Here is a 19,434-nt window from a genome sequence, read left to right on the forward strand (position 1 = left end):
TAGTAGCCGTCAGGGTAGACGCGGTGATGAAAACAAGCCTCCCAAGAAAGCAAAAAGGCACGGCAGCGATTGAATTCGTGGCCGTGTTCGTGATTTTTTTCGCCGTGTTCTACGGCATGGTCAGCTATAGCCTGCCGCTGCTGTTATTGCAGTCGTTCAACCAGGCAACCGCCGAAGCCGTGCGGCTGAGCGTGGCCCTGGACCCGACGATGCCGGGCTACCAGGCCGCAGTGCAGAGCACCGCCAAAAACGCTATCACCACGCGTTTGTATTGGATTCCGCCAGCGTTCAACTTCAACATCAACCAAATCAACACCACCTTCAACAACGGCCTGCTGTCGGTGCAGATCAACTACCCCTCGGCCAATCTCCAGGCGGTAATGCCCTTTATTGTCCTGCCCGGCATTGGCACCGTGCCGCAATTGCCGGTGACATTGCAGGCCCAGTCGAGCCTGCAGTTTTGAGTTCGGGCGACAAACTCTTCGGGCGCCTGCTCGGCCGCGGTGGCGCGCTGGCTATCGACACGCCGGCGCCTCCTGCTGCCGGGCTGCACATGCAGTTGGATGCTCAAGGCCATGTGCTGGAGATCAGCGGCACGCTGCGCCCACAGTTAGGGCAGCACGTAAACTCGCCACGCTTGCACGACCTGCTGTGCGCCCACAGTGCCCTGGCGGTGGAAGGTGTTCCGGCCGATTGGCAACGCCACAGCCTGGACCTGGATTTCCAGAGCCCGGCCGGGCACATCCTGCATACCCGGGCGATGATAGAAGCCCACGAGCACGGCTGGCTGTTGCATGCCGTGGATATCGGCGATTTGCTCGGCGGCCGAGACCGGGCCGAGCAGCGCGAACAGAACCAGCAACTGATCAGCCTGGTGAGTGAGCAATTGCGCGTGTGCAGCCTCAGCCGCTTGCCCGAGGTGTTCAACGAACAGCTATGTAATATCGCGCAACGCTGGCGCATCCCCTGTGTCGCCCTCGCGTTGCTCGATCAGGAAGATCAGGGCTGGATGATCTACAGCCAGTACGCCAACCATGATGCACCGCTGTTCTGGCACACCGGCCAGCGTCTCGGCACCTGCCTGGACAGTCTCAACGGTACGACGCCGCTGAGCCTGCAAGCACCTTATGGGCGTGGTGAGCACCCGCGTTTGCACAGCGTGTTTGGCAATGCCGATGGTTTTCTTGTGCCCTATCGCGACGGCCAAGGCATCGCCGCATGGCTGCTGTGCGGCGCCTACAGCGGTCAACCGCACACCGGCGACCGAGACTGGCTGAACCTCGCCGCCGCCCTGGCCGCGCCGTTGCTCAGCCGCCTGCGCGAACACCGTCACCATCAACAACTGGAACGCCTGGAAGCCCTGCAGGGCTTGCTGGGCACTGGCTGGTTTGAGTTGTTGCCCGTGAGCGGCGAAATCCAGCTTGCCCCCCAATTGATGCGCAACCTCGACCCGGAAGAAGGTCCGACCCGGCAACCCCTGGACGCGTGGCTGACCCTCATCCACCCCGCCGACCGCCAGGAGCTGCACAGTCGCCTGCGGGACCTGCAAACCCTCGGTAAGCCCTTGCTCGCCAGCGCACGCCTCAACCGCAGCGACACCGACCGGCCGCCGACCTGGTATCGCGTGCAGGGCCAAGTGTTGGGCGCCGGCGAGCGGCGTCGTTGGGTCGGTTTTATGCTCGATATCAGCGACATCAAGAACCAGCAATTGCAGGCCGACGCCGCCCACGCCCGACTGGACAACCTGATCGCCAGCTCACCGGCAGTGATCTATGTGCAGCGCTATGTGAACGGGGCCCTGCAGCCGGTGTTTTTCAGTGACAGCCTGCTCCCCTTGCTCGGCCGCACGCTCGCCGAATGCAACCACGACAGCCTGGTGCAATGGGTGCACCCCGACGACCGCGACCTGTACTTCCAGCGCACCCGCCAACTGCTGCGTGAAGGCAGCGTGCGCAGTCGTTATCGTGTGCAGAATAAGCAGGGCGACTACCACTGGCTGCTCGATGAAGCCAAGTTGCTGCGCGACGACCTTGGCGTGCCGGTGGAAGCGGTCGGCCTGTGGCTCGATGTCACCGAGGCGACCCTGGCGGCGCAACAGGTCAAGGACAGCGAGGAGCGCTACCGAATTCTCGTGGAAGACTCCCCGGCGATGATTTGCCGCTACCGCCCGGACCTGACCCTGACCTTTGGCAACACGCCACTGGCCAACTATCTGGAATGCCTGCCCGCGCAGTTGCACGGAGTGAACCTGGGGGACTGGCTGTCGGCCGAACAGCGCGGGGCATTTGTGCACCGCATCGGGCAACTGACGCCGGAATTTCCTGTCAGCACCGCAGAAATCAGCTTGCAATTACCGGGGCGCGAACATGCCTGGTGGGTGTGGTCGGACCGCGGGGTATTTGATGAGCATGGCGCTTTGGTGGAGGTGCAGGCCGTGGGCCGCGACAACACCGAAGTGCGCCGCTCCCAGCAACAACTGACGCAAAGCGCGAAAATGGCCACCCTCGGCGAAATGGCCACAGGCCTGGCCCATGAGATCAACCAGCCGCTGAACGTGATGCGCATGGCCATCGTCAATGTGCTAAAGCGCCTGAGCAATGGCGACGCTCAGGTCGATTACCTGACCGAAAAACTGCAGCGCATTGACGCACAGGTGCAGCGTGCGGCCCGTGTGGTGGACCATATGCGCGTGTTCGGCCGCCGCTCGGAGGTCGAGCAGCAACCCTTCGACCCGGCGCAGGCGCTGGAGGGCACGCTGTCGTTGCTCAGCGAAGGCCTACGCGGCAAAGGCGTGGACGTGCGCCTGACCCAGGCGGAGGTTCCGGTGCAGGTCAAAGGCTACATCGACCAACTTGAGCAAGTGTTGATCAACTTGATGGTCAACGCCCGCGACGCGCTATTGAGCCAACGCGAGAAAACCCCCGAGCTGCGTCCCTGGATCGCCGTGCACACCGAACACGACAGCCGCCACGTGCGCATCTGGGTCGAAGACAACGGCGGCGGCATCGACCCACGGTTACTGGAGCGAATCTTCGAGCCGTTTTTCACCACCAAACCGATTGGCGTGGGCACCGGGTTGGGCTTGTCGGTGAGCTACGGCATCGTGGAAAACATGGGCGGGCGGCTGAGCGTCAGCAACGGTGAACACGGCGCGCGCTTTTGTATTGAACTGCCCAGGGCCACCGACGCTTAAATCACCAGGTAGGCTTCGCCGGTCTGGCCACAGGTCAGGTTGGCGCCGACGTTCACATTCGCCAGGCTGATGCCCAGGCTGTTCAGCAAGTTGTTCAGAATCGGGTTGAGCAGCGGGGCCAGCAGGTTATCCACGACCGGCGTGACGATGGCGCTGACACCGCTTAACAGCGAGACCGTATTCGCTATCAGGCTGCCCAGCGGATTATTGCCCACCGGCTGATAGGCCGTGATGCCCACGCCACTGAGGGTGGTTGAAAGGCTGCTCACCACATTGGTGGCTGGCGTGGCGGCCAAATAGGTAGGCGTGAGGCCTACGTTGGGTGGCGTGGCAAAGGGCGTGGTGCTGGAAAACACCTGGGTTTGGTTGCTCCCAACGATAGGGCTTTGCACCTTGATCCCGATCCCACCGCCAGCAAACGGCACCCGGGTGCCGCAACTGCCGATAAAGGCAATCATATGGCAGGTCTTGGTGCCAATATCGATCAGCGCCAAGGGCGCCACCGTCATCGGCTGTGTGGTGGAAAACGCATTCGTGATACTACCCACATTCAGCGACGCCACAGAGGTTGTGGTCGTGGCCGTCAGACTCTTGGTACCCGCGTTGCCGGTTGGGCAGCTGTACGCGGTGACGTAACTGCTGGCGCCCCCGGCATCCAGGACGATATTGAGCGGCAGGTTGCCCGGCAACGGCAGCAAATCCAACTGTTGGCACCCGGCCCCCAGCAAACACAACGCCGAGTTGATGGTGGTCACCAGGTTCAAGCTCAGCAGGCCATTGACCACCGGCGTCAGCGGACCCACCAGGTTATTCACCGCCGTGGTCAGCCCCGACAAACTGCTCAACACCGGCAAGCTGACCGTCACCTCCGTACGCACCTGAGCGGTACGCACATAAATCGCGTTCGGCCCCAGCGGGTTGGCGGCGGCAAGTGCCGGGTTGCCAATGGCCGACAATTGCGGCGGCTCTATCACTTTGACTTGGGTGGTGATATTGGCCAGCCCCAGCAGGCTCACGGGCAAGGTCGCCGCCACCGCGCTCTGGCTGTTGGACAGTTGCACCACGCCCTGAATCAGTTGAAACACTTGCAGGTTGGCATTCAGCGCCGCAGCGGTGGTGCCGGTTTGCAATTGCAGGATTTGCCCAAGGGTTAATGGCGCCTGATTGATCGCGGCGACTTGCAGATTGCCCAGCGCGGTCAACACGTCCGCCGTCGCACCGTTGGCGGTCAGCACAGTGATTGCGGCCTGGATCAACTGCGACGCGGTGACCGTGGTGTTGAGCAATTGGGTGTAGTTACCGGCGGCCACGTTCAGGTTGACCGCCAACTGGTTGAGGTAACTGAGCAGATTGATGTTGGTGTTGAGCAAGCCATTCCAGCCAGCGAGGGTCAGGTTGACGTTGCCGCCGAGCAAGCCGCTGAACAGCGGGTTCAACAGGCTCGCGCTGGCCGTGTTGACGCTGGCCAGGGTGCTGTTGATGGTGAGCTGGGCCAACGATGGCGCAGGCATCGCCGCGACTGCCGTCGCCGTCAATACAGTGTTGACGCTGACCGGGCCGCCGGAAAAGAGTGTCCAGATCCCGCCGGCCACGCTGGTGGTGACGGTTTTGCTGACCACCACTTGAATCGCCGATGACACCGCAGGGTTTGCACTGAAGGTGCGCAGCCCCGACGCGGCGGTCGTTACCGTGCCGCAAAGGGTCGCCAGGGTATTGCCGTTACCCACCACAAAATTGTTCCGAGCCACACTCTGCGCCGCGTAAGCCGCTGCGCTCAGGCCGGCCACACAGGTCCCGCCGCGACTCACGGCCTCCAGCGCCGCCGTATCCGCCACGCCCTGCAGCTTGCGCTTTTCCAGGTACAAACGGCCGCTGTCGACCACCAGCAAGGTACAGACCAATACCAACGCCAACACGCCGACCGCCATCAAGCCAATGGCACCGCGCTGCTTGTAAGCCAATCGGGGAGACATCGAGCACTCCTGTGCCGGCGAGTTGCCGAGCGCTTACTCTCCTGGGGTGTCAATGAGTGTAGACAAGGGCTGGGGAGGATGACGGGCAAATGTGGGAGGTGCCTTGCTCCCACACAGCTCAGATGAAGGGGTTCAGTGCGGTGGGTAATTGGAAAGGATCTTGGTCACCGTGGTGCGGATGGCATTGCTGCGGTCCTGCGGGTTCGGCGTGCTGCTCATCATCTGCTCGTCGCTGCCACGCCACACCAGCTTGCCATCCTTGCCGTCCAACAGGTCGACCTGCAGGGTTGCGACCTTGTAGGTGATGTTGCGCGTTTCGTTGTACATCGGCGCGCCCCAGTAACCGTTCCACGGGCCGCCCCATGCTCCACCGTAATTGGTGGTGACTTGTTGCTGGCGGTCTTCGACGATCAGGTAAACCTGCACCTTCAGGTCGGCCTTGGTGCCTGCCGCAGCGGGACGCAGGCCGCGTTGGTCGAGTTGTTCGCCCACAGCCTGGCGGATGCGTTGCTCAGTGAGGTCACTCTTGATGCGCGGGTCATCCGGTCGATATTGCAGGGCCGGGTCTTTCCAGGCCCAGTTGCGATAGGCGCCGAAGTCGCGGCTGGCGTCATAGTCGTTGTTGACCTGACTGGTCTGGCAGCCCCCCAGCAGTACAACAACAGCAAGTGCAGCGAAGCGACGAAGCATGGTTGTTCTCCAAAAAACGGCATAGGCCTGAGATGAGAATAGCTGCTAACTGGGTGGGTAGGCAGTCATTGCCTTCTGCATTGCCTCGCGCAGTGCATCCGCGCGTTCGCTCAAGCTGCCCTGGCTGGTCGTTTCGGCACTGGTGCTCCAGACCGGCTGGCGGGTGCGGGCATCGAACAGGCTGAGACGCGCCACCGCCACCGTCACTTCATAGGTGCGCACCACCGGCACCGAGTTGTACATGCCGTAACCGTTGCCATAGCGGTTATAGCCACCGTAACCATAGCCATAGTCGTCCTGGACCTGGCGCAGGCGCTTTTCCAGGCGCACATCGGCGCTTACCAGCAGGTCGGGCGCACGGTTGTCATGCAAGGGGCGCAAGCCGCGCTGGTCAAGGGCGCCGCTGACCGCCTCGGCAATTTGCGCCGAGTCGGCCCACGCCGAACCCGCCGGCAGTTGGCCGTTAAACCAGGCCCAACTGCGGTAGGCGCCATAGTCGCGCACCGGCGCCGGGTAGGCGCTGGCATCAAAGGTGTTGGCCGCCTGTGCCGGAGCCGGCGGCATCGGGGCCGAGGCGGCCACGTAAGGATTCGGGCTGGAACATGCTCCCAAACCCAGGGACAACAGGATCAAACAGAGACGACGCATTTCGACCTCCGCAGACTGGGCCGCTAAACTGGACGGCATATCCAGTGCAAATAACGCCCAAGCCCGGCAAAGCTTGGGTGACGACGGTGAGCGAGTTCCATCTCCAACAAATCCTGTAAATCGGCGCGGGCCTGGAATTCCACCGGCATATAGTCGTGGAACACCCGCACGCCACTTTGGCTTTCGACCTGCCATAGCCCTTCGAGTTGCGCCGCCAATTCCCGTGGGTCGAGGGGTTGTTGCGGCGTAAGGCTCTGCTTTTCGCCGGCCATGTCGTTCTTGCGCATTTTGCGGAAGTGACCTTTGAGCAGGTTGCGGTAAATCAGCGCATCACGGTTGTAGAACGCCAGCGACAACCAGCCGCCGGGCACCGTGAGTTGGTGCAGCACCGGCAGTATCGCATGGGGTTCGGCCAACCATTCGAGCACCGCATGGCACAGCACCAGGTCGTAAGGTTCGGTGAGTTGGCCGAGCAGGTCCTGCCAGGGCGCGTGAATAAACGTCGCCGTCTGCCCCGCATCCGCAAAGCGCTGGCGCGCGCCTTCGAGCATCGGCTCGGCGGGCTCGGCCAGTGTGACCTGATGGCCGCGTTCGGCCAGCCACAACGACATATGCCCCAGGCCGGCGCCGATATCCAGCACGCGCAACGGGCGGTCCGGCAAGGCTTCGGTCAGGTCGGCCTGGAGCACCGCCAGGCGAATCGCCCCTTTGGCGCCCCCGTAGATTTTCTCGGCGAAGCGCGTGGCCAACTGGTCGAAATGACGATCACTCATGGGCAAACCGCCGTTCGCTGTCGGCCAGTTTGGCGCGAACCACTTCATTCATATCCAGGCCCAGCTCACTGCACAGCAACAGCAGGTACAGCACGATATCGCCGACTTCCTGCCCGGCATGGGCGAGTTTGTCTGCGGGCAGTTGGCGCGATTGGTCTTCGGTCAGCCACTGGAAGATTTCCACCAGCTCGGACATTTCCACGCTGGCGGCCATGGCCAGGTTTTTCGGGCTGTGGAACGGCTTCCACTGATTGTCATCGCGGATACGGTGCAGGCGTTCGGTGAGGTGTTCGAGGTTCATGCGGGGGCTCCTGAAGGTGTATAGCTTCGGGCGGATGATTGGCGAAGGCAAGTGAATCCCTGCACGCCGTAAACCTCTATGCTAGAAGGGAACTCGCGTGCGCCGATAACGACCAAAGGCTCAGGTCCGGCAGCTACGCCCACCTATTCATCAGGACACACACATGCAAACAGACTTTTTCGGCTGGCTGGGTCTCAAAATCGGCCAGATCATCCACTTTATCGTCGAGCTGTTCAGCGGGCTGTTCAACACGCTGTCCCATGCCGGCGGCGATTTTGTCGACGGGCTATCCAAATCCCTGGGCATGGACACGTCGATCATCAGCATCATCACCCTGATCATCGGGCTGTTGCTGCTGTACTCGGCAGTGCGCGCGTTTATGCGGGCATCGATCATTGCGGGCATTATCTGGTTGATGCTGGGCCTTTGGTTGCTCAGTTGGGTTGTGCACTGATACTTGAAAACACTCACGATACTCACCGACTGGCGCGACCGCCCCACCCATCGCCGTGTCTGGGCCCTGGCCGCGCCGATGATTTTGTCGAACATCTCGGTGCCACTGGTAGCGCTGGTCGACAGCATGGTCATCGGCCACTTGCCACACGCCCACCAACTGGGCGCCGTGGCCGTTGGGGCCAGTCTCTATACCTTCCTCGCCTGGGCCATGGGTTTTCTGCGCATGGGCTCCACCGGGTTTGCCGCGCAAGCCGCCGGGCGTGGCGATGGTGCAGCGTTGCGGCAGGTCCTGCTGCAAGGTCTGCTGCTGGCGCTGGGCCTGGCGATGCTCTTAAGCACGGTGGGCATCCCGCTGAGCCAGTTGGCGCTGGAGTGGATGCAACCCTCCCCCGAGCTGAATCAACTGACCCGCGATTTTTTCCACACTCGCTTGTTCGGCCTGCCTGCTGCGCTGGCCAGCTATGCCTTGGTTGGCTGGTTCCTCGGCACCCAGAACGCCCGTGCACCGCTGGCGATTCTGCTGACCACCAACCTGGTCAATATCGCCCTGAACCTGTGGTTTGTACTGGGCCTGGAGTGGGGCGTAGTCGGCTCCGCACGCGCATCGGTCATCGCCGAATGGACCGGCGCCCTGCTCGGCCTGGCGCTCACGCAAAAAGCCCTGCGTGCCTATCCCGGGCATATCGCCTGGGCCGCACTCAAGCGGTGGCAAAGCTGGCGCCCGCTGCTGGCGGTGAACCGCGACATCTTCATCCGCAGCCTGGCCCTGCAATCGGTATTCTTCATGATCACGGTGCAAGGCGCCCGCCTGGGCGATGCCACCGTGGCGGCCAATGCGCTGCTGCTCAATGGCCTGTTGCTGACCGCCCATGCCCTGGACGGTTTGGCCCACGCAGTCGAGGCCCTGTGCGGGCACGCCATCGGCGCCCACGACCGGCAGGCGTTACGCCGCTCATTGGTGGTCGCCTGCGGTTGGTCATTGATCGCCAGTGTGGGCTTCGCGCTGCTGTTCACCTTTGGCGGCCAAGTGTTTATCGCCATGCAAACCAACATCCCCAGCGTGCGCGAAACCGCCGATATCTATCTGCCCTATTTGGCGGTACTGCCTTTGATTGCAGTGTGGAGCTACCTGTTGGATGGTCTTTTTATCGGGGCCACCCGCGCACGGGAAATGCGCAACGGTATGCTGCTGACAGTGGTGATTTTGCTACCGTTCGCGTGGGTATTGCAGGGGTTCGGTAACCACGGGCTGTGGATAAGTTTCCTGCTCTTTATGGCGTTGCGCAGCCTTACTTTGTGGGCGATTGCCTGGCAGTTGAATCGGCAAGATCAGTGGCTTGGATAAATGCGGTGACCCGATCCAGCACCGGCGCCAGCCAGCGCAAGGGCTTGGCAATGGACGCCACCAGCGTCGCGTGGTTGGTCTTGGTGAAGTAAAACTCCTCGACCGGCACCCCCGCGTCGCGCAACTTTTTCGCCAGCCCGCCCGTGTTGCGTGTGGGGTTGACCAGCGTGTCGCTCGCAGAGGCAATCAACAGGCTCGGCGGCGCACCACGGCTGACGTGGTTGATCGGCTGGGATTCAGGCGGGGAATTCGGGAAGAAGAACACCGGGCGCACATCGCGATTATCAATCGGCAGGAAGTCATAGGGCCCGGCCAGGCCGATCCAACCCTTGAGCATCGAGGGCGACAATCCCACGGCTTTCAACCAGCGCCCGTCCAGTGCCAGCATCGAGGCGTTGTAGGCGCCGGAGCTGTGGCCCATCAGGTAGAACTGCGTGGGGTCGGCGCCGTATTCGGCGATGTGTTGACGTGTCCAGGCCACCGCTTGGGCGCCGTCTTGAAGAAAGGTGGGGTAACGCACTTGAGGGTAGAGCCGATAGTCGGCGATCACGACAACAATGCCGCGTGAGGCCAGTGCCTCGCCGACAAAACCGTAATCGTCCTTGGAGCCGCTGTTCCAGCTGCCGCCGTAGAAAAACACCACGACGGGCGCATTGTGTGCGGCCGCGACAGGGCGGTAGATATCGAGTTTTTGGCGCGGATCAGTGCCGTAGGCGATGGATGCGGTTTTGGTGAAGGTGTTGGAGGGTGTCAGTGCGTTGAGCACTTTGATCGGGGAGCATGCCGCGAGGAATGCGGCGACTGCCAGAGTGAACGCTTGCAAGAGCTTGCTCGACATCGTTCAGACCTCACAAAGAAGGTACAACCAAACGAAGATACAAATGTGGGAGTGGGTTCGCTCGCGAAAGCGGTGAATCAGTTAACACATGTGTGACTGATGTACCGCTTTCGCGAGCAAGCCCGCTCCCACATTTTAGATCTCTGCCAGCCGATATTACGAGGACAGGTACGAAGAGCGGGTCAAACCGAGACGCAACGCATCCAGGAACTGCGTGCGCTCACTGGCACTGATCTTCGCGCTCGCGCACTTGTCGCGGTAATGCGTCATCAACTCCTCAGGCGACAAGTGCACATAGCGCAGCATGTCTTCGATGGTGTCGTGGGTCTCGATACCGGCGCTGTACACCGAGCCGTCTTCGCGCTGGTAGATGTTCACCGAGTCGGTATCACCGAACAGGTTGTGCATGTCACCGAGGATTTCCTGGTAAGCGCCCACCAGGAAGATACCCAGCAAGTAGTCTTCACCTTCATTCAGGGCGTGCACCGGCAGGCTGGTCTCGATGCTCTGCTCGTCGACGTATTGCTTGATCTTGCCGTCGGAGTCGCAGGTCAGGTCTTGCAGCACGGCGCGGCGCAGCGGCTCTTCGTCGAGGCGGTGCAGCGGCAGAATCGGCAGGACCTGGCCGATGGCCCAGGTGTCCGGCAAGCTCTGGAATACCGAGAAGTTGCAGATGTACTTGTCGGCCAGCTTGTCGTTGAGTTCGTCCAGCACTTGGCGGTGCGAGCGCTGACGGGCTTTCAACGAGTTGTGCAGGCGACGGCACACGGCAAAGTAGCACTGCTCGGCGAGGGCTTTTTCCGCGAGGGTCAGCTTGCCGTCGGCGTACTGGGTGGCCACGTCGCTCATGTAGTGAGTGGCGCGCCAGTAGGTTTCAGTGACCATTTCGATGTCGGTCGGGCCCAGCAGGTCCACCAGCCATTGCACGGTTTCCGGCAGGCTTTCCTTGTTTTCGATTTCCGGCACGTCGTCGTTGTGTTTTTCGACGTCGGTGACTTGCACCACCAGCATGGCGTGGTGGGCAGTCAGGGAGCGGCCGCTTTCGGAGAAAATGTTCGGGTGCGGCAGGCTCTGCGCGTCGCAGAATTCCTTGAGCATGCCCACGACCACACCGGCGTAGTCGTCCATGTCGTAGTTGATCGAGCTGGCGTTACGCGAGTGGGTACCGTCGTAGTCCACGCCCAGGCCGCCGCCGACGTCGATGTGGTCCACCGGCAGGCCGAGGTTACGCAGTTCGCCGTAATAACGAATGGCTTCCTTGAACCCGTGCTGGTAGTCGGCCAGGTTGGCGATCTGCGAGCCCATGTGGAAGTGCAGCAGGCGAATGCCTTGATCGAGGCCAGCCGCGCGGAAGCGCTCGACCACCGACAGCAACTGCGCCGCCGACAAACCGAACTTGGACTTCTCGCCACCCGTGTCCGCCCATTTGCTCGACGCCAGCGACGACAACCGCACGCGCAAGCCAACCTGCGGCTTGACCTTGAGGTTGGCGGCTTCTTCGATCACCAGGCCAACTTCGGATTCTTTCTCGATCACGATGAAGACGTTGTGGCCCAGCTTCTGGCCCATCAGCGCCAGGCGGATGAACTCACGGTCTTTGTAACCGTTGCAGACAATGGTGCCGCCCTTGGGTGCCAGGGCCAGCACGGCCAGCAGCTCAGGCTTGGAACCAGCTTCCAGGCCGATGGAAACGTCCTGGGTGGCGATGATGTTCTCGATCACCGCTTCCTGCTGGTTCACTTTGATCGGGTACAGCGCGGTGTACTTGCTCTGGTATTCCAGGCGTTCGATGTTGGAATCGAAAGCGCCGGTCAGTTGGCGTACACGGTCTTGCAGGATATCGGGAAAACGCACCAGCAGCGGCAAGGACAAACCGCTTTTGCGCAGCTCGTCGACTTGCTCGTACAGATCGACGGGCGTGCTGTTCGGGCCGTTCGGACGGACTTCAACGCGACCGGCATCATTGATCGCGAAATACCCGGCCCCCCAATGGCGAATCCCGTAAACACTGCGGCTGTCCGCAACTGTCCATTGGCTGCCATCGTCTTTGCGTGTGCGTCGTACGGACATCGAAGTCCCCTATATAAAGTCGAAGATCACCGCGCCCTTCTGTAAGGCTGGCGAAGTCTAAAGAATGAAAATGACGATTTGCCTGTAAGCAAGGTAGACCCCACTCGCAGGACAGAGTTTAGACACCGGTCAGGAACAGGCTCTGTGAAAACCATGGAAACGACAGTTCGTGTTCAGCAAACCGGCGATCGGGGTGGGTTTCACAGAGGCTGCTAGCCGCCGGATTTCTTCGCCTTGTAACCGAGCTTGATCAGCTCGGCCAACAGCAACTCGACGTGATCGCCCTGAATCTCGATGACGCCGTCTTTCAGGGCGCCACCCGTGCCACAGCGCTTTTTCAGCGTGGTGGCGAGTTCCTTCAGGGCTTCTTCGGCCAGGGGCACACCGGTGATGGTGGTCACCGTCTTGCCGCCACGGCCTTTGTTCTCGCGTCTAACGCGGGCAATGCCGTCGCCTTCAGGGATCAGGGTCTGTTTGCAGGTACACGAATCCACGGGCTGGCGACAGTCCGGGCAGTGTCGACCTGCGTCGGTGGAAAATACCAAGCCACCAAGGGCGGCGAAGGATGCGGCTTTTTTGGCCACCGGCAATCCTCTTGGGAGGACAAAGACAGATCGCTGCTCGATTCTCGTAAAAAGAACAGGGCATCGACCGCGAAGCCCCACTCAGGCAGGGGCAGCGCTACCGAACCGCAAAGGCGGTTTGGGTGAAAAGTCGCGCAGTGTAACGGCAAAAAGCCGACTTGCTAAGAGCCAAATAGCGCCAATTTATGCAACTTTAGCGACGCGAGGCCAGATAGCGCCGCAAGCCCTCTTGAGCGTCCGGGCAGTAAGGCTTTTGTTCAGCTTCCTGCAGAACCATTTCAAGGGGTAAAAACCGTGCTTCCATGACTTCTTCGGGCTGCAGGCGTAATGGGCCATCCCAGACCGCCGAATAGGATTTGCACCAGAGCCGGCTGGCGCCATCCTCAAAGTAGAAATGGTCATGTTCGACCAATTCCACGCCGCCAACTCCGAGCTCTTCTTCCAACTCACGGGCCGCCGAATCGGCGTAACACTCGCCTGCCGCGACCATTCCGCCCGCGGCCGTGTCCCAAAAACCGGGGTACAGGGCTTTACTCAAGGTACGGCGATGCACACACAGTTCGCCGGCCGAATTGAACAGGAAGATAAAAGTGCAACGGCCGATCAGGCCGCGCTCACGAAGGTCAGACCTGACGAGATGGCCGAGCAGGTTGTCCTGTTCGTCGACCCAACAAATCAGTTCAGCATCAGAGGCCGCGCGGTGCGCGGCCTCATTTTGAGTAGCGTCCATCATCACCCTTGGTTGAGGAGCTGACGCAAGTCGATCACTGCAGCGTTTGCCCGGGAAATATAGTTGGCCATGACCAGCGAGTGGTTGGCGAGAATGCCAAAGCCACTGCCGTTGAGAATCATAGGGCTCCAAACCGGCTCCTGCGAGGCCTCCAGCTCACGAATGATCTGACGCACGCTGACGGTGGCATTTTTCTTGGCCAGCACGTCGGCAAAATCGACTTCAATGGCGCGCAGCAAATGAGACAAAGCCCACGCCTGGCCACGGGCCTCGTAGAACACGTTGTCGATTTGCATCCATGGGGTTTCCACCACTTCTTCATCGACCTGCGGCACTTCACCCGGCGCCAGGGCTTCGGTTTTCAGTGCTGTGTTCAGCTTGACCCGACCGACACTGGCCGACAGGCGTTGCGACAACGAACCCAAACGAGTGGCGACATCGCCCAGCCAGTTGTTCAGGTTGTCGGCACGCGCATAGAACAGCGCGCCCCTCTGGTTAGGGTCGGACAGACGCGCTTCGTAGCGGCTCAGGGAATTGATGCCTTCCTGGTACTCCGACTCGCTCGATGGCAAAACCCAGCTCTTATTGTCAAAGTTAAAGCGTGGCTCGGCCTTGGCCAAATCGGCGTCTTCAGCCGATTGCGACTGGGAACGGGCGAAGTCTTTACGCAGGGCACGGGTCAAGTCACGCACCTGTACCAGCACGCCGTATTCCCAGCTGGGCATGTTGTCCATCCACAGGCCGGGCGGGAAACGGTCGTTGGAAATATAGCCACCGGGCTTGTTCAGCAACGTGCCGACCACAGTCTTGAGGGTTTCGACGGTGGTGTAGCCAATTACCATCTGCTTGCCTTCCTTCTCGGCGGCAAGCTGGGCGTTTTGCTGGACCGGAAACAGCGCCGGCTCTTCGCTCCAGTACCAACCCAGGCCGCCGGTGACCAACAGGTACAAGGCCAGCACGCTGAGCAACGCTTTGCTCATCAGCAGGTTGCGAAAGTAGCCGCGGTGGGTCGGCTTTGGCTCAGGGGCGGGGCCTTTGGCACTGCCTGCACGGTTTTTCCAGTCCAGCATGGCGATATCCTTTCAATCACTAGAGTTCATGCACGTCAATTGTCCGGGTGCGGTCAAACACTCCGACCACAACCCTACCCCATCGTGCCCATCGGTGCGGGCCTTTTAACCAAAGTGGCGCACGGGGCAGGTTCGACTATAAAGATCTTCAACCATAACGCATGCAGGCTTTTTACGCAGCGCGACCATAAGGTCAAAAACTGAATCGCACAGACTTGTACTTAATTGACGTATGACACTCATATAGAAGAAAAGAGGTGCTAGCATAGAGCCATCAGTCGACCTCAGCATGCACCCTAACTAGTAGTCAGGATATGACCGAGTCAGAAGACCCCAGCCGTGAGCGTCTCAAGCAGCACTTTGCCCAGCGGGTAATTCATCAGGCACGTCAAATTCTTGAGATCTGGCAACGCCTGCAGCGAAGTGAATGGTCAAACGCAGATTTGTCCGAACTCAGCGAAGCGAACCTGCGCCTGCTGCGTTTTGCCGAACGCTTCGAACAGCCGGAACACGGCCAGCTCGCGCGGCACATTGGCGAGTCCCTCAAGGTCGTGGACGAGAATCGCGGCCGCCTCAGCAGCCAGGTGATCACCGAACTCAACCGCCTGATGCAGCGCCTGTCCCGCACCGGCCTGCGCCAGGGCGACCAGCTTGAGCAAACGTTCCTGCCGCCGATGCGCAAGCCGATCTACGTCATGCTGGCTGATCACGACCGCGCCGAGCGCCTGGCCAAGCAACTGGAATTCTTCGGCATGAGCGCCCAGTCCCTCGACAGCGTGGCGGCGTTTCGTGCGTCCCTGGCCGAGCGCCTGCCTTCGGCGATTGTGATGGATGTGGATTTCTGCGGTGCCGGCCTGGGCCTCAAGCTCGCGGCCGAAGCCCAGGAAGGTCTGGAGCAAAAGCTGCCGCTGTTGTTCTTCAGCCTGCACGAAACCGACACCCCGACGCGCCTGGCCGCCGTGCGCGCGGGCGGCCAGGAATTCCTCACCGGCACGCTGGAAGCCTCCAGCCTGCTGGAAAAGATCGAAGTGCTGACCTGCGTCGCGCAGTACGAGCCTTATAAAGTGCTGATCATCGACGACTCACGCGCCCAGGCGTTGCACACCGAGCGCCTGCTCAACAGCGCCGGCATCGTTACGCGCACCCTGATCGAGCCGATCCAGGCCATGGCCGAGCTGGCGGACTTCCAACCGGACCTGATCATCCTCGACATGTACATGCCCGCCTGTACCGGCACCGAACTGGCCAAGGTGATTCGCCACAACGACCGTTATGTCAGCGTGCCCATCATCTACCTGTCGGCCGAAGACGACCTGGACAAGCAGTTGGACGCCATGAGCGAAGGCGGCGATGACTTCCTCACCAAGCCGATCAAGCCGCGCCACCTGATCACCACCGTACGCAACCGCGCCGCCCGCGCGCGCAATCTCAAGGCGCGGATGGTGCGTGACAGCCTGACCGGGCTGTACAACCATACCCACATCCTGCAATTGCTCGAAGACTGCAGCTTTCGCGCTCGCCGCGAGAACAAGCCGCTGAGCTTTGCCATGCTCGATATTGACCATTTCAAACGGGTCAATGACAGCCACGGCCACCCCATGGGCGACCGCGTCATCAAGAGTTTGGCGCTGTTCCTCAAGCAGCGCTTGCGCAAGACCGATTACATCGGCCGCTACGGCGGTGAAGAATTCGCCATCGTGATGCCCGACACCGACCTGGAATCGGCCTGCAAGGTGCTGGATGAAATCCGCGGGCGTTTTGCCGAAATTCACTACCCCGCCCAACCCCAGGACTTGTGGTGTACCTTCAGCGCCGGGCTGGTGGAGCTGTGCGACGACTCCGACAGCCTGATGATGGCCGCTCAGGCAGACGAGGCGCTGTACCGCGCCAAGGGCGCGGGACGTAACCGTGTACAAGCCGCACGCACGTCAAAGCAAAGTGCCACCTTTTCACCGGAATTCACTGAATCCGTCATAACCCTGTAATGAAAACGCAATAACTTCAGGCACTTATCTTTTGCTGTCGGTTGAAACCACGCATGCGCCTGAAGCTGCTGACCAATCTGAATACCCTTCTTCTAGTGGCCGTGTGCCTGGCACTTGGGGCGACGCTGTGGTGGTCGCAACGCGCACTGGAACGACCTTACTGGCTGATGGAACGCTACCTGGGCTTGTCGCAAACCTTCCAGAACCAGGCAGCACGCAATATCGACGACTACCTGGCCAGTGGCGACGCCTTGCGTTTGAGTGGCGCCAGCCAGAGCCTGGAAAACCTCTTGCAGCACCTGGATGAATTGCCCGCCGAGCTGGCGCAAACCCTGCGTCCCAGCCTCGCGGATCTGGATGCCTTCAGCAAAACTGACCTGCTCGCCGCCGGCAAACTGGCCGGCGACCCGCAAGCATTGCTGCTGCAAGCCGAGCGAGAATTGAGCGCGAACCTGGAGCAACTCAGCCAGTACGCCATGGGCGTCAACTCGCCCGAGGCAGCCCGTTACTTGCCGCCACTGCTGGCCGCTTCCCAGCACCTGGGCAAGCTGTCCCTGGCACGCGACAAGCTGGTGAGCAGCGGGCGCGCGGAATTGGCCGATGACGTAGAACGCGAAGTCGCCAGTATCCGCACCCAGGCCGACCTGTTGGCGCAGTTACCGTTGCTTGGCGTAAAGGCCAGCGCGGAATCCAGTTCTGATGACTTTTCAGCCATGATGGGCCTTGAAAACAGCGAAAAAGCCGACGTTCAGGACACGGGGGTCGACCTCAAGCGCGAGCTCAACAGCCTGCTGACCCGCTACCCCGCCGAACTCAAGCGCACCCGTGACCAAATCCAGCAGCGCACCGCACTGGCTGCCGGCACCCACCTGAAAATCGCCGCGGTACAACAATCCATCGCTGGCCTGGAACCCGTGGTGCGCGCGCAACACGCCAGGATCCAGGGTGAAGTACGCCTGATGCAAGGGGTGATGATCGGCCTGATCCTGCTGATCGCGCTGCTGATCGACACCCTGCAACGGCGCCTGGCGCGGGTGCTGACCAACCTGGCACCGGCCCTGTCCACCTGGGCCGAAGGCGACTTCAGCCAGCCGATTGCCCTGGGCAAGACCAACCGTGAATTGCACGATATCGAAGCCTCCCTTAACCGCTTGCGCGCCTACCTGGTGGACCTGGTGGGCACTATTCGCGGCAATGCCGAGGAAGTGGCCGGCAGCAGCCGCGCCCTCGCCGAGCTGAGCAGTGGCCTGCATGACGGTGCCGAGCGCCAGGCCGGTGATACCGCGCAGATCCGTGATTCCCTGGGTGAACTGGAAGCCACCATCCAGCAAGTGGCCGGGGATGCCAGCCAGGCAGCCGGCGCCAGTCGCAGCGCGGGTCAAGCCGTGGAACAGGGCCAACGCGTGATCGGCCTGAGCCTGACCGGTTTGCATGCGCTGGTCGGTGAAGTGCAGCAAAACGCGCAGATGATCGAAAAACTCGCCGAAGAATCCGCCACCATCGGCGGCGTACTGACCGTGATTCGCTCGATTGCCGACCAGACCAACCTGCTCGCGCTCAACGCGGCCATCGAGGCAGCGCGGGCCGGTGAAGCCGGGCGCGGGTTTGCCGTGGTCGCTGATGAAGTGCGCTCACTGGCCCAACGCACCGCCGGCGCCACCGCCGAGATCCAGGGCCTGATTGCCGGCCTGCAATCCGCGGCCCACCAATCGGTGCAAGGTATGCGCGCCCAGGTCGAACACGCCGAAGCCACTGCGCAGCAAGCCCAGGCAGCCGACGGCGCCTTGGATGAAATCGTCGGGGCAATCCAGACGATTTCCGACACGGCAGTGCGCATCGCCGATGTGACCGCTCAGCAGAGTGGTGCCGTCAGTGAAATTCGCGATAACAGCGAACGAATCCATCAGTTGGGTGAGGATAATCTGCTGCGTATTAGCCAGGGCCGTCGCCAGGGCGACCACCTGCTGGTGCTGGGTGGGCAGCTCAATACGGCTGTGCAGGCTTTCCGCGTTTAATCCGCTCCAATGCCATGCACAGATCACAATGTGGGAGCGGGCTTGCTCGCGAATGCGGTGGGTCAGTCAATTCATTTCTTACTGATCCACCGCTTTCGCGAGCAAGCCCGCTCCCACATTGGATCTCCTGAGACTTCAGGACCGTGCTACCAATGACCGGAATCCGGGCCACAGTCACAAATTTCGCGCAATCCTCGCTAATTGTGCTGCCTACTGCATAGAACTGGACAGTCACAAACGCTTTGCGGCATAGTCGCCGAGTTCTGCCGTACCCACATCAATAACAAGGAACAGCCGATGGCGACCTTACTGGTTCTTCACGGACCCAATCTGAACCTGCTCGGCACCCGCGAACCGGGCGTCTACGGGGCAGTCACCCTCGATCAGATCAACCTTGATCTGGAGCGACGGGCACGTGAAGCCGGCCACCATTTGCTGTACCTGCAAAGCAATGCCGAGTACGAATTGATTGATCGCATCCATGCCGCGCGCGGCGAAGGCGTGGACTTTATCCTGATCAATCCCGCCGCTTTTACGCATACAAGCGTTGCATTACGTGACGCGCTGCTGGCGGTGAGCATCCCATTTATCGAAGTGCACTTGTCGAACGTGCACAAACGCGAAGCTTTCCGCCATCACTCTTACTTCTCCGACGTAGCGGTAGGAGTGATCTGCGGCCTTGGCGCCAGCGGTTATCGACTGGCCCTGGAGGCCGCCCTGGAACACATTGAACAACCGGCCAAGCGCCCCTGACCGACCCTTG

17 protein-coding genes are annotated in these 19,434 nt (G+C 61.0%); 7 read left to right on the forward strand and 10 right to left on the reverse strand.

All coding sequences use genetic code 11. The annotated features are described in order from the left end of the window. The first annotated feature begins 26 nt into the window (after nucleotides 1-26). Nucleotides 27-464, forward strand: coding sequence for a TadE/TadG family type IV pilus assembly protein (locus ACLBW8_RS10815; protein WP_064450500.1), 438 nt, complete (start codon nucleotides 27-29; stop codon nucleotides 462-464). Further along, a complete protein-coding gene (locus ACLBW8_RS10820; RefSeq protein WP_447805341.1) occupies nucleotides 461-3,193 on the forward strand; it encodes a PAS domain-containing sensor histidine kinase in 2,733 nt (910 codons plus the stop codon). The genes ACLBW8_RS10815 and ACLBW8_RS10820 overlap by 4 nt, the downstream gene beginning before the upstream one ends. Here ACLBW8_RS10820 and ACLBW8_RS10825 read toward each other — a convergent pair. The 5 genes from ACLBW8_RS10825 to ACLBW8_RS10845 form a co-directional block, all read right to left on the reverse strand. After that, the gene (locus ACLBW8_RS10825; RefSeq protein WP_447805342.1) at nucleotides 3,190-5,166 is read right to left on the reverse strand and encodes a pilus assembly protein TadG-related protein; all 1,977 of its coding nucleotides are present in this window, start codon (nucleotides 5,164-5,166) and stop codon (nucleotides 3,190-3,192) included. The genes ACLBW8_RS10820 and ACLBW8_RS10825 overlap by 4 nt on opposite strands. Nucleotides 5,167-5,298: 132 nt before the next feature. Next, the gene (locus ACLBW8_RS10830) at nucleotides 5,299-5,856 is read right to left on the reverse strand and encodes a DUF4136 domain-containing protein (protein WP_262666920.1); all 558 of its coding nucleotides are present in this window, start codon (nucleotides 5,854-5,856) and stop codon (nucleotides 5,299-5,301) included. Between the two features lie 45 nt (nucleotides 5,857-5,901). Beyond that, the gene (locus tag ACLBW8_RS10835; RefSeq protein WP_447805343.1) at nucleotides 5,902-6,504 is read right to left on the reverse strand and encodes a DUF4136 domain-containing protein; all 603 of its coding nucleotides are present in this window, start codon (nucleotides 6,502-6,504) and stop codon (nucleotides 5,902-5,904) included. A gap of 23 nt (nucleotides 6,505-6,527) precedes the next feature. Next, nucleotides 6,528-7,277: a methyltransferase gene (locus ACLBW8_RS10840; protein WP_221293808.1), complete on the reverse strand. Its 750-nt coding sequence runs from the start codon at nucleotides 7,275-7,277 to the stop codon at nucleotides 6,528-6,530. Further along, the gene (locus tag ACLBW8_RS10845) at nucleotides 7,270-7,578 is read right to left on the reverse strand and encodes a MazG-like family protein (RefSeq protein ID WP_064450495.1); all 309 of its coding nucleotides are present in this window, start codon (nucleotides 7,576-7,578) and stop codon (nucleotides 7,270-7,272) included. The genes ACLBW8_RS10840 and ACLBW8_RS10845 overlap by 8 nt, the downstream gene beginning before the upstream one ends. A 163-nt stretch (nucleotides 7,579-7,741) precedes the next feature. Here ACLBW8_RS10845 and ACLBW8_RS10850 point away from each other — a divergent pair, with 163 nt between their 5' ends. Together ACLBW8_RS10850 and ACLBW8_RS10855 are read left to right on the forward strand one after the other, a co-directional pair. After that, a complete protein-coding gene (locus ACLBW8_RS10850) occupies nucleotides 7,742-8,032 on the forward strand; it encodes a hypothetical protein (RefSeq protein WP_053254143.1) in 291 nt (96 codons plus the stop codon). Between the two features lie 3 nt (nucleotides 8,033-8,035). Beyond that, nucleotides 8,036-9,379: an MATE family efflux transporter gene (locus ACLBW8_RS10855; RefSeq protein ID WP_447805344.1), complete on the forward strand. Its 1,344-nt coding sequence runs from the start codon at nucleotides 8,036-8,038 to the stop codon at nucleotides 9,377-9,379. Here the strand turns inward: ACLBW8_RS10855 and ACLBW8_RS10860 are convergent. From ACLBW8_RS10860 to ACLBW8_RS10880, 5 genes are all read right to left on the reverse strand, one after another. After that, nucleotides 9,324-10,217, reverse strand: a complete 894-nt coding sequence (locus tag ACLBW8_RS10860; protein ID WP_447805345.1) for an alpha/beta hydrolase — start codon at nucleotides 10,215-10,217, stop codon at nucleotides 9,324-9,326. The genes ACLBW8_RS10855 and ACLBW8_RS10860 overlap by 56 nt on opposite strands. A 156-nt stretch (nucleotides 10,218-10,373) precedes the next feature. Then, complete coding sequence (gene speA / locus ACLBW8_RS10865) at nucleotides 10,374-12,287, reverse strand: arginine decarboxylase (RefSeq protein WP_064450491.1); 1,914 nt, start codon at nucleotides 12,285-12,287, stop codon at nucleotides 10,374-10,376. A gap of 212 nt (nucleotides 12,288-12,499) precedes the next feature. Then, entirely contained in the window at nucleotides 12,500-12,871 is a 372-nt protein-coding gene (locus ACLBW8_RS10870) for a translation initiation factor Sui1 (protein WP_064450490.1), read from the reverse strand. A gap of 193 nt (nucleotides 12,872-13,064) precedes the next feature. Continuing rightward, nucleotides 13,065-13,601: an NUDIX hydrolase gene (locus tag ACLBW8_RS10875; protein ID WP_064450489.1), complete on the reverse strand. Its 537-nt coding sequence runs from the start codon at nucleotides 13,599-13,601 to the stop codon at nucleotides 13,065-13,067. Nucleotides 13,602-13,603: 2 nt separating this feature from the next. After that, entirely contained in the window at nucleotides 13,604-14,581 is a 978-nt protein-coding gene (locus tag ACLBW8_RS10880; protein WP_407015981.1) for a DUF2333 family protein, read from the reverse strand. 404 nt (nucleotides 14,582-14,985) lie between these two features. On the opposite strand from ACLBW8_RS10880, the gene ACLBW8_RS10885 reads away from it, so the two are divergent. The 3 genes from ACLBW8_RS10885 to aroQ all read left to right on the forward strand — a co-directional run bounded on the left by ACLBW8_RS10885 (nucleotide 14,986) and on the right by aroQ (nucleotide 19,424). Then, nucleotides 14,986-16,656, forward strand: coding sequence for a response regulator (locus ACLBW8_RS10885; RefSeq protein ID WP_064450487.1), 1,671 nt, complete (start codon nucleotides 14,986-14,988; stop codon nucleotides 16,654-16,656). 53 nt (nucleotides 16,657-16,709) lie between these two features. Next, nucleotides 16,710-18,671, forward strand: coding sequence for a methyl-accepting chemotaxis protein (locus ACLBW8_RS10890; RefSeq protein WP_447805346.1), 1,962 nt, complete (start codon nucleotides 16,710-16,712; stop codon nucleotides 18,669-18,671). A gap of 297 nt (nucleotides 18,672-18,968) precedes the next feature. Beyond that, nucleotides 18,969-19,424: a type II 3-dehydroquinate dehydratase gene (gene aroQ, locus ACLBW8_RS10895; protein WP_016972516.1), complete on the forward strand. Its 456-nt coding sequence runs from the start codon at nucleotides 18,969-18,971 to the stop codon at nucleotides 19,422-19,424. Nucleotides 19,425-19,434: the final 10 nt, after the last annotated feature.

It is taken from the genome of Pseudomonas sp. M5A4_2d, from assembly GCF_053345295.1.